General features: G+C 73.3%; 5 protein-coding genes and 1 tRNA gene. 5 read left to right on the top strand and 1 reads right to left on the bottom strand.

Annotated features, from left to right (window positions below):
- Window positions 1-18: 18 nt before the first annotated feature.
- The 3 genes from C7444_RS12700 to C7444_RS12690 all read left to right on the top strand — a co-directional run bounded on the left by C7444_RS12700 (window position 19) and on the right by C7444_RS12690 (window position 8384).
- Window positions 19-4542 (top strand): O-linked N-acetylglucosamine transferase family protein, encoded by a 4524-nt coding sequence (locus tag C7444_RS12700; RefSeq protein WP_110401225.1) that lies wholly within the window; start codon window positions 19-21, stop codon window positions 4540-4542.
- Window positions 4535-8284 (top strand): O-linked N-acetylglucosamine transferase family protein, encoded by a 3750-nt coding sequence (locus C7444_RS12695; RefSeq protein WP_110401224.1) that lies wholly within the window; start codon window positions 4535-4537, stop codon window positions 8282-8284. Before C7444_RS12700 ends, C7444_RS12695 begins: the two co-directional genes overlap by 8 nt.
- Window positions 8285-8308: 24 nt before the next feature.
- Window positions 8309-8384, top strand: a tRNA-Thr gene (locus C7444_RS12690).
- A gap of 397 nt (window positions 8385-8781) precedes the next feature.
- Here the strand turns inward: C7444_RS12690 and C7444_RS12685 are convergent.
- On the bottom strand, window positions 8782-9045 hold the full coding sequence (locus C7444_RS12685; RefSeq protein ID WP_110401223.1) for a hypothetical protein: 264 nt from the start codon (window positions 9043-9045) through the stop codon (window positions 8782-8784).
- A gap of 374 nt (window positions 9046-9419) precedes the next feature.
- Between C7444_RS12685 and C7444_RS12680 the strand changes: the two genes are divergently transcribed.
- Together C7444_RS12680 and C7444_RS12675 are read left to right on the top strand one after the other, a co-directional pair.
- Window positions 9420-9911 carry a retropepsin-like aspartic protease family protein gene (locus C7444_RS12680; RefSeq protein ID WP_170130746.1) on the top strand — a complete coding sequence of 164 codons (492 nt, stop codon included), beginning with the start codon at window positions 9420-9422 and terminating at the stop codon, window positions 9909-9911.
- Window positions 9908-10843 carry a phosphotransferase enzyme family protein gene (locus C7444_RS12675; protein ID WP_110401221.1) on the top strand — a complete coding sequence of 312 codons (936 nt, stop codon included), beginning with the start codon at window positions 9908-9910 and terminating at the stop codon, window positions 10841-10843. Before C7444_RS12680 ends, C7444_RS12675 begins: the two co-directional genes overlap by 4 nt.
- The last annotated feature ends 6 nt before the right edge of the window (window positions 10844-10849 follow it).

Below are 10849 nucleotides of genomic sequence, written 5' to 3'. Positions count from 1 at the left end.
CGGTCCTAAGCTGTCCCGATGGATCTCGCCTGCCCGCCCGAAACCGATACCGCCACCGCCTCCACCAGCGCCCCGTCCGCGATGGCCTCCGCCGCGCCCGTGCAGCGGGACGAGGCGCTGGTCGCCCGGCTGCGCCTGGCGCTGCAGCACTTCCGCAGCGGCGATCCGGTCGCGATGGCCGAGGTCTGCCGCCAAGGGCTGGAGCAGCGGGCCGGCGAGCCCGACCTGATGCACCTGCTGGGCCTGGCGCTGCACTTGCAGGGCCGCAGCGACGAGGCCCTGCCCTGGATGGAGCGCGCCACCGCGCAGCGCCCGGACTCGGCGGACATGCAGGTCAACCTCGGCGAGGTGCTGCGCGCGCTGCAGCGCTGGCCGCAGGCCGAGGCGGCGCTGCAGCGTGGCCTGGCGCTGGAGCCGGGCAACGCCGAGGCGCTCAACAACCTGGGCCTGGTGCTGCAGGCGCGCGGACGCTGGGCCGAGGCCGAGCAGCGCTACCGCGCCGCGCTGGCCGCCCGCACCGACCACGCCGAGACGCGCAACAACCTCGGCACGCTGCTGCAGGAGCTGGGCCGCAGCGACGAGGCCGAGCAGTGCTACCGCGACGTGCTGGCCCGCCAGCCGCAGCACCGCAACGCGCTCAACAACCTGGCCACCATCGTCAAGGAGGCCGGGCGCTTCGCCGAGGCCGGCCGGCTCTACGAACAGATCCTCGCCATCGATCCCGGCTTCTGGCGCACCTGGAACAGCCTGGGACAGCTGCACAAGGAGCTCGGTGACCACGCCCAGGCGCTGGCCTGCTACGACCGGGCGCTGGCCCTGGCACCGGACAACCCCGACACGCTCTACAACATCGCGCTGGCCGACCTGCTGTTCGGCGAGCTCGAGCGTGGTTTTGCCGGCTACGAGGTGCGCTACCACGGCCGCTCGCAGAACAAGAGCGCACCCAAGCCGCCGGACCTGCCCTGCCCGATGTGGCAGGGCGAGCCGCTGGCGGGCCGGCACATCGCGCTGGTGCGCGAGCAGGGCCTGGGCGACCAGCTGCAGTTCTGCCGCTACGCCGCGCAGCTGCGCGACGCGGGCGCCGAGGTCACGCTGATCGTCGACGGCCCGCTGGTGGCGCTGCTGCGTGGCCTGGACGGCCCGACCCGGGTCATCGCGCCCGGGCAGATGCACGAGCACGCCTACGACTGCTGGGCCTTCCTGCTGAGCCTGCCGCACCGGCTGGGCACGCGCTCGGACACGGTGCCGGCCGCCGTGCCCTATCTGCACGCCCCCGCCGCGCTGGCCGCCTCGTGGCGCCAGCGCCTGGACCGCCATGCCGCGGGCCGCCTGCGGGTCGGCCTGGTCTGGGCCGGCAACAAGGACCACGCCAACAACCGCAACCGCTCGACCTCGCTGGACACGCTGGCGCCGCTGCTGGCGCTCGATCCGGACGGCCGGCAGATCGCCTGGGTCAGCCTGCAGAAGGGCGAGGCGGCCGAGGCGCTGCGTGGCTCGGGCTTCGTCTCCCGCGTGCTGGACCTCGACGAGGAGCTGCGCGACTTCACCGACACCGCCGCCATCGTCGAGTCGCTCGACCTGCTGATCAGCGTGGACACCTCGATCGTGCACCTGGCCGGCGCGCTGAACCGCCCGGCCTGGGTGCTGGTGGCCCACGGCCCGGACTGGCGCTGGCTGCGCGAGACCAGCCACAGCGCCTGGTACCCCAGCCTGCGCCTGTTCCGCCAGCGCCAGCCGCGCGACTGGGCCGGCGTGATCGACGAGGTCGCCACCGCGCTGCGCCAGCGCCTGGCCGCCCACGAGGGTGCCGCCGACCGGACCGCGGCCGAGACGCTGCTGTCGCAGGCCATCCGCTCGCTGCAGGCCGGCCAGCCCGCCGAGGCCGAGGCCAGCGCGCTGGCGGCGCTGGCCATCGACGACAGCGTCGACGGCTGGCACCTGCGCGCCCTCGCGCTCAAGCGCCAGCAGCGCGGCGACGAGGCCCGCGCCGCCTTCGAGCAGGCCCTCGCCCGCTGCGGGGAACAGCCGTTCCGCGCCACGGTGCTGGGCAACTTCGGCCACCTGCTGCGGGCCCTGGGCGACGAGGCCGCCGCCGAGGCCGCCTACCGCGAGGCGACCCGGCGCCTGCCCGGACAGGACGAGCACTGGACCCAACTGGGCAACAGCCTGACCGCCCAGGGCCGCCCGGCCGAGGCCGAGGCCGCTTGGCGCGAAGGGCTCACGCACCGCCCCGACTCCGCCAGCCTGCACAACGTGCTGGCCGCCGCGGCCCAGAAGGCCGGCCGGCTGGCCGAGGCCGAGGCGCTGTTCCGCCGGGCGCTGCAGGCCGAGCCGCTCAACGCCCCGGTGCTCTACAACCTGGCCGGCGTGCTCAACGACAGCGGCCGGCTGGCCGAGGCCATCGACACCTACCAGGCCGCGCTGGCGATCGACCCCGACTACGTCAACGCGCTGACCTCGCTGCTGCGGGTGCAGCAGAACGCCTGCGACTGGAGCGGGGCCGAGGCCAGTGCCACCCGCCTGCGCTCGATGGTGGCCTCGGGCACGCCCCCGCAGCCGGTGTTTCCCTTCGCCTTCCTGGCCATCGACACCAGCCGGGCCGAACAGCGCCGCTGCGCGCAGCAGTGGGTCGCGGCGCAGTACCGACCGCAGCTCGAGCGGGCCCGCACGCTGGCCCTGCCGCGGCAGACCGGCCCGCGCGAGCGGCTGCGCATCGGCTACCTGAGCTCGGACCTGCACAACCACGCCACCGCCTACCTGATGGCCGAGGTGTTCGAGCGCCACGACCGCTCGAAGGTCGAGGTCGTCGCCTACTCCTGCGGCGCCGACGACGGCCGCGAGATGCGCACCCGCATCCGCATGGCCTGCGACGCCTTCCACGACGTGGCCGCGCTGTCGGTCGAGGACCTCGCCCGCCGCATCCATGCCGACGGCATCGACATCCTGGTCGACCTGAAGGGCTACACCCGCGACACGCGCAGCCAGGTGCTGGCGCTGCGCCCGGCACCGGTGCAGGTCAGTCACCTCGGCTACCCCGGCACGCTGGGCGACCCCTTCGCCGACTACGTGCTGGGCGACCCGATCGTCACGCCGCTGGCCCACGCGTCCGACTACGACGAGCGCATCGCCCAGCTGCCCGACTGCTACCAGCCCAACGACCGCCACCGCCGCATCGGCGAGCGGCCCGAGCGCGCCGCGCTCGGCCTGCCCGAGGACGCGGTGGTGCTGGCCTGCTTCAACCACAACTACAAGATCACCCGACCGGTGTTCGCCCGCTGGTGCAGCATCCTGAAGGCCGCACCGCGGACGGTGCTGTGGCTGCTGCGCTCCAACCCGCTGGCCGAGGCCCACCTGCGGCAGGCGCTGGCCGCCGAAGGCCTGGACGACTCGCGCCTGGTCTTCGGTGGCGAGCTGCCGCTGGGTGCGCACCTGGGCCGCCTGCAGCAGGCCGACCTGAGCCTGGACACCGAACCCTACAACGCCCACACCACCGCCAGCGATGCGCTGTGGGCCGGCGTGCCCGTGATCACCCGCACCGGCGAGACCTTCGCCTCGCGGGTGGCCACCAGCCTGGTCAGCGCGGCCGGCCTGCCCGAGCTGGCGGTGCGCACCGAGGACGACTACGTCGAGCTGACGCTGGCCCTGGTGCACGACACCCCGCGCCGCCTGCGCCTGCGCGAGCACCTGACGCAGCGGCGCGAGACGCTGCCGCTGTTCGACGCCGGACGCTTCACCGTCGAGCTCGAGGCGCTCTACCGCCGCATGTGGGCCCGCGCCGAACAGGGCCTGCCACCGGTGCACCTGCCGGCCGAACGCCTGCGCCCGCTGACCGCGCAGGCGGCACCGCCCTGCCCCATCCTGCTTCCCGCCCCGGAGACGCTGCTGACCATGAATGCCGAACTCGCCCTGCCCGCCTCCTCGCTCGCCACACCCTCCGCGCTCGTCCTGCCGCCCGCCACGCTCGTGCCGGCCGGACCGGCGGCGCTGCAGCCCGCGCTGACGTCCTACCGCGAACTGCTGATCGGCTGCGGCGGCAACCACGCCAAGAAGCTCAGCCTGAACGGGCGCAGCCACTGGACCGAGCTGTGCACGCTGGACATCAACCCCGACCACCGCCCCGACATGGTCTGGGACCTGACCCAGCTGCCGCTGCCCTACGGCGACGACGAGTTCAACGAGATCCACGCCTACGAGGTGCTCGAGCACACCGGTGCCCAGGGCGACTTCCGCTTCTACTTCGCCCAGTTCAGCGAGTTCTGGCGCATCCTGCGCCCGGGTGGCGTGCTGATCGGCACCTGCCCCTCGCGCCACTCGCCCTGGGCCTGGGGCGACCCGTCGCACACCCGCATCATCCAGCCCGAGCAGTTCATCTTCCTCGACCAGATGCAGTACATCGCCCAGGTCGGCAAGACGGCGATGAGCGACTTCCGCTGGATCTTCAAGGCCGACTTCAGCGTCGTGCACAGCCACGACGACGGCCAGGTGCTGCAGTTCGCGCTGCGTGCCGTCAAACCCTCGCGCATCCCGAGCAGCCATGCCTGAGACCGAACCCCGGACCGTGGCGCCGACCGCCGACGACGGCCCGCCGCTCGAACGCGCCTTCGCGCTCTACCAGGCGCAGCAGTTCGAGGCCGCGCTGCCGCTGGCGCGCCGTGCCGTCGAGCTGCTGCCCCGGCGCGCCGACGCCTGGACGCTGCTGGGCATCCTGGAGAAACGCCACGAGCGGCTCGACGCCGCCGAAGCCGCCTACCGCCAGGCACTGAGCCTGCAGCCGGACTACCCGGATGCCTGGAACAACCTGGGCAACCTGCTGCGCGACCGGCTGCAGCGCGACGAGGCGCTGGCCGCCTACCGCCGCGCGGTCGAGCTCAACCCGAACGGCGCCGAGCCGACCCACAACTGGGCGGTGGCGCTGGAACACTTCGGCGAATGGGACGCGGCGCTGGCCGCCTTCAGCCGCACGGTCGAGCTCGACCCCGGCCATGTCGACGGCCACTGGAACCGCGCCCTGGCGCTGCTGCTGCACGGCCGCCATGCCGAGGGCTTCCGGGACTACGAGTGGCGCTTCACCCGCCGCCAGCCCGAGCCACGGGTCTGCGCCGAACCGCTGTGGGACGGCGCACCGCTGCAGGGCCGCACCATCCTGATCTGGGCCGAGCAGGGCTTCGGCGACGCGCTGCAGTGCCTGCGCTTCGTGCCCGAGGTGGTGCGGCGCGGCGGGCGGGTGGTGCTGGAGGTGCTGCAGCCGATGATGGCGCTGGCCGAACGCATCCCGGGCGTGGCCGCGGTCACGCCCCGCGGGGGCGTGCTGTCGCCCCAGGCCGGCACGATCGACTGCCACGTCGCGCTGATGAGCCTGCCGGCGGTGCTGCAGCAGCACCCGGGCGTGCCCGCCAACGCCATCACCGCCGAACGCTTCACGCTGCCACGCCTGGCCCCCAGCGTGCACACGCCGCCCGAGCGGCTGCACGCCTGGCGCGAACGGCTGCTGGCCCACGGCTGGCAGCCCGGCACCGAGCTGGCCGTCGGCTGGGTCTGGGCCGGCAATCCCAACGTCAGGAACGACGCCTGGCGCTCGCCGCGGCTGGACGCGCTGGCCGGGCTGCTCGAGGTCGAGGGCGTGCGCTGGTTCGCGCTGCAGAAAGGCCCCGGCCGGCAGGACCTCGACGGTCGCACGATGCCGGCCTGCTGGGTCGACCTCGACGCGCAGATCGACGACTTCGCCGACACCGCCGCGGTCATCGCCCAGCTCGACCTGGTCATCACCTCCGACACCTCCGTGGCCCACCTCGCGGGCTGCCTGGGCAAGCCGGTGTGGGTCACGCTGCCCTGGCAGCGTGACTGGCGCTACGGCATGGACGCCACCCGCAGCGACTGGTACCCGTCGATGCGGCTGTTCCGCCAGCCGCAGCGCGGCGACTGGCCGGCCGTCGAGCAGGCGGTGGCCGCGGCGCTGCACGAGCAGGTCCGCCAGCGGGCCGGACACACGCCCGTCCCGCTGCCGCCGCTCGACGCCCAGACCCGCCTGGTCCAGGCCTTCGAGGCCTTCGCGGCCGGCCAGCTCGAGACCGCCCGCAGCGGCTGCACCGACGTGCTGATCGGCGAGCCCGGACGCCCGGACGCCTGGGCCCTGCTGGGGGCGATCCACCGCCGCCTGGGGGACGCCGACCTGGCCGCCGAGGCCTATCAACGGGCCATCGACGTCGGGCCCGGCTTTGCCGACGCCTGGCGCAACCTCGGCCTGCTGCGCAAGGCGCAGGGACACCATGAAGAGGCGCTGCGCCTGCTCGACGCCGCGCTGAGCCACGCCCCGCTGGACCGCCAGGCCCACAGCCAGCGCTCCGACGTGCTGCGCCTGCTGGGCCGCCACGACGAGGCGCTGCTGGCCGCCGACGACACGCTGCTGCTCGAGCCCCATGCACTGGAGGCGCTGATCCATCGAGGCAACGCGCTGGTGGCGCTGGGCCGGCTGGACGAGGCCGTCGCCACCTACCGCGCCGGCCTGCAGCACCATCCGGCCGCGCTGGACCTGCACTACAACCTGGGCATCGCGCTGCAGCGGGCCGAGCGGCCGGCAGAGGCCGAGCCCCATTTTGAGCATGTGCTGTCGACCACCCGCCAGGGGGTCGACCTGTGGAACCTGGCCCGCCGCCCGCAGGGCGTGCCCGCGGACGCGACGGTGCACCTGCACCTGCGGGCCAGCTACAGCCTGGGCCTGTGCCTGCAGACCCGGGGCGACCTGCCCGCCGCGGCGGCCGAATACCGCCGCCTGCTGACGCTGGACCGCCAGCACTTCGCCTCGCGCTTCAACCTCGCGGCCATCTACCTCGCGCTGGGCCAGCATGAACGTGCGCTGACCGAGTACGAGGTCTGTCTGGACCTGCAGCCCGGCCATGTCGGCGTGCAGCTCGATGTCGTGCACCTGCGCCAGCAGCTGTGCGACTGGGACCGCCTGCCCGACGCCGAGTCGCAGCGGGCGCTGGCCCGGGCCTGCGCCGAGCCGCCCGCGGGGCTGGATCCGCCCTCGCCGTTCGCGCTGCTGTCGCTGCCCTGCGCGCTCACCGACGCCGAGCTCGCGCCCGCGGCCCGGGCCCACGCGCTCCACCTGATGCACAAGGCCGGCGGGCCGTTCGCGCCACCGCCCGCGCGCGCGCGGGCGCCCGGCCAGCGACTGCGCCTGGCCTACGCCTCGGCCGACTTCCACAACCACGCCACCATGCACCTGATGCGCGGCGTGTTCGAGCGCCACGACCGCGCCCGCTTCCACATCAGCCTCTACTCCTGGGGCCCCGACGACGGCAGCCACTACCGCGAGCAGCTGCTCGACAACGTCGACCGCTTCGTCGACGTGGCCGGCTGGAACGAGAGCCGCATCGCCGAGCGGATCCGCGCCGACGACATCGACGTGCTGATCGACCTGAAGGGCTACACCCGCGACAGCCGCCCGGGCGTGTTCGTGCGCCGCCCGGCACCGCTGCAGCTGACCTGGCTGGGCTACCCCGGCGCGGCCGGGGCCCCCTGGTTCGACGCGGTCATCGGCGACGCGGTCGTGACCCCCGAGTCGGTCGCCGGCGCCTACGTCGAACCCATCGCCCGCCTGCCCCACAGCTACCAGTGCACCGACCACCAGCAGGCCATCGCGCGCACCGGGCTGACGCGCACCGCCTGCGGCCTGCCCGAGCACGCCACGGTGATCGCCTGCTTCTGCACCCACTACAAGCTCGACCCCGACACCTTCGCGCTGTGGATGCGGCTGCTCAAGGCCGTGCCGACCGCCTGGCTCTGGCTGATCGACGGCCCGGCGCTCGTGCGCGAGCGCCTGCGCGCCGCGGCCACCGCCGCCGGCGTGGATGCGCGCCGGCTGGTGTTCGCCCCGGTCTGGGCCAAGGACCGCCACCTCGAGCGCCTGCAGCTGGCCGACCTGTTCCTCGACACCCGCGTCTACAACGGCCACACCACCGTCAGCGATGCGCTGTGGGCCGGCGTGCCGGTCATCACCCGACAGGGCCAGGCCTTCGCCGCCCGCGTCGGCGCCAGCCTGCTGCAGGCCGCCGGCCTGCCGCAGGGCATCACCCGCAGCGACAGCGACTACGAGGCCCTGGCACTGCAGCTGCTGCGCGACCGCGACCTGCGCCAGCGCTGGCGCGATCAGCTCGCCAGCCGGCAGCGCAGCGCCCCGCTGTGGAACACGGCCGGCTTCGTGCGTGACCTCGAAGCCCTCGTGACCGACCTCTGGCAGCAGCGTCTTGAACCCAACCACGCGCCAGAGTTGGCAACGCCCTGACTTCTTGCTATAGTTGCGTTCTTCGCCGGTGTAGCTCAGTTGGTAGAGCAGCTCATTCGTAATGAGAAGGTCGAGGGTTCGATTCCTTTCTCCGGCACCAGAAAAATCAACGGGTCAGCGCTCACGAGGCGCTGACCCGTTGTGCTTTGTGGCAACACTGTTGCACATTGACAACAGTGCATCCGTGACGGCAGACGAGGGTGCCGGCTGGACCCACCGTGCGCTCAGCCACCAGCGGTGGCGTCAGACCGGGACGGGGACTCGGGTTCCGCGCCACACGGGCAGGACCGGAACGTCAAGGGAGAATTCATGCTCGGTGCCATCGCAGGGGACATCATCGGCTCGGTGGCCGAGGCATGGTTCGGCCTGCCCGACGAGATGCGCAGGGTGCTCAAGCGCCTGTATGCCGCCTGAAGCGCTGCCCACGTACCATCACGCAGCCGCCCGGCCAGAGACTGGAAGGTTGGACACGCCGGCCATCGGAGCGGCTTTCCGTGCTACGACTGCAGGTCGCTCAGGTGCTGGAGGTAATGGCGCAAGGCGACGCTCTGCTCCAGGATGGCCGAGGTGCCGAGCTGGGGGGCGAGCGTGTCCATGCGGTCCATCACGTCCATCAGCAGGCGCCCGGAGTCCGGGTGGGTCTGGATCAGCGCGTGGATGAGCATTCGGTCGGCCACCGACTGGCGGTGCAGGGCCTGGACCTCCTGCGTCAGCACCGTCGTCAGCTCCAGAAACGCCTTTTGCACCTCAGTCGCGCCCATGCGAGGCTCCCGGCAGAGCCTGGCGCGGCTCCGGGTTGCAGATCGGGCTCGGTTCGTGTGGCAAGCCCCCGGAAACGAGGTGGCGGTTGGCCATGGCCTGGGTTCCTTTCAGTCGATTTCGGTCGATTCGTGTGATTTCACCGCCAGCAGCGATGTGACACATGGTCACACCGGACGCGGCACCTGGACAACCACGCGCACAGGGTGTAGTGCGGACAGCATCACACCCGGGTCGGGGGTGGCGGTCTCGAGGCCTCGAGGCCCCGCGTCGGCGCGGGCTCCCGCTCCGCGGCCAGAATGCGGGGCATGACCCACGACCTCCTCACCCGCTGCCCTGCCCCCGTGATGCACCACGGCGCACGACGCTGAGCGCCATGCAGGACTTTCCCCGCGCCCTGAAGATCGTCACCGTCTGGCTGCTGCTGGGCACGCTGGTGTTCCTGGGCGTGCAGGCCGTCGAGCACCGACGCACGCAGCCCGAGTTCCACGCCCTGGACGGCACGCTGACGCTGCGCCGCTCGTCGGACGGCCATTTCCACTGGCCGGCCGTGCTGCAGGGGCCCGACGGCCGACTGGAGGTGGAGTTCCTCATCGACACCGGGGCCACCCGCAGCGCACTGAGCGCCGCCCACGCGCGGCGGCTCGGCCTGCCCGAAGGCCAGGTCCTGCGCACCGCCACGGCCAATGGCGAGGCACGGGGCCACCTCAGCCGCGTGGACCTCGCGCTGACCGGCGGCCTGCGCATCGACCGGCTGGAGGTGGTCGTGCTGCAGGGGCTGGGGGATCAGCCGCTGCTCGGCATGGACGTGCTGTCGCGCCTGCGCCTGGTGCAGGACGGCTCCCGCCTGCAGATCCAGCCCCGATGAGCACGCCGACCCGGACGGATCACGCGGAAGCGGCCACGCAGGAAGCCGTCATCCAGGCCTGCCAGCGCCTGGCCTCGCACCTGGGGCTGGGCCGCGTGCAGCCGGTGGTGATCGGCCGCCATTCCAACCTGGCCCTGTGGCTGGACCCCGGCCCCTGGGTGGCCCGCGTGGCGACCGGCACCGCCGGGCCGCGCGCGCAGGCCGCATGGGCCCGCCGCGAAGTCACGCTGGCACGGGCGCTGTCGCGGGCCGGTGCCGCCGTGGCCACGCCCGCGCCCGGGGATCTTGCCGGGCCGCATGTGCAGGACGGCTGGCGCCTGACGCTCTGGCAACGACTGGCCCTGCACGACACCGCACCCGACCCGTGCGCGGCCGGCCGGGCATTGGCACGCTGCCACGCGGTGCTGCACGACCTGCCGCACGACGGGCTCGGCGAGCCGACACCCCCGTGGTCACCCCTGGACGAAACCGCCCGGCTGCTGGCTCACCCGGTGATCCAGGCCCGCGCCGGCGACGATGCCGGCTGGGTCGCGCGCCGGCTGGCCGTGCTGGACCGGCGGGTGCGCCACCACCCGGCACCCGTGCAGTGGCTGCACGGTGACGCGCACCTGAACAATGTGCGCCGCCTGGCCGACGGCAGCCCCGTCTGGCTCGACTGGGAGGATGCCTGCAGGGCGCCGCTGGAATGGGACTTGGCCGGCCTGGTCGGCGCGGCCCGGGTGCTGGGCTCGGACGTGGACTGGGCCGAGGCCGCGCTGGGCGCCTGGCGCGAGGTGGGCCGGCCCGTGGACGAGGACCTGCTGGACGACTGCATCGAGCTGCGGGCCCTCTTCGTGGTCGCATGGACCTGGTGGCTGGGGCCGGACCTGGCGGGTCGCCGCGAGCGACTGGCCGCTCGCCTGGCGTGGCTGCGGCAGCGACCCGGCGGCTGAGGCCGC

Origin of the sequence: Sphaerotilus hippei (assembly GCF_003201595.1) — a bacterium.
Lineage (GTDB): Bacteria > Pseudomonadota > Gammaproteobacteria > Burkholderiales > Burkholderiaceae_C > Sphaerotilus > Sphaerotilus hippei.
Note: the sequence above shows the minus strand (reverse complement) of the source record. Positions and strands in the feature narration are given on the sequence as shown.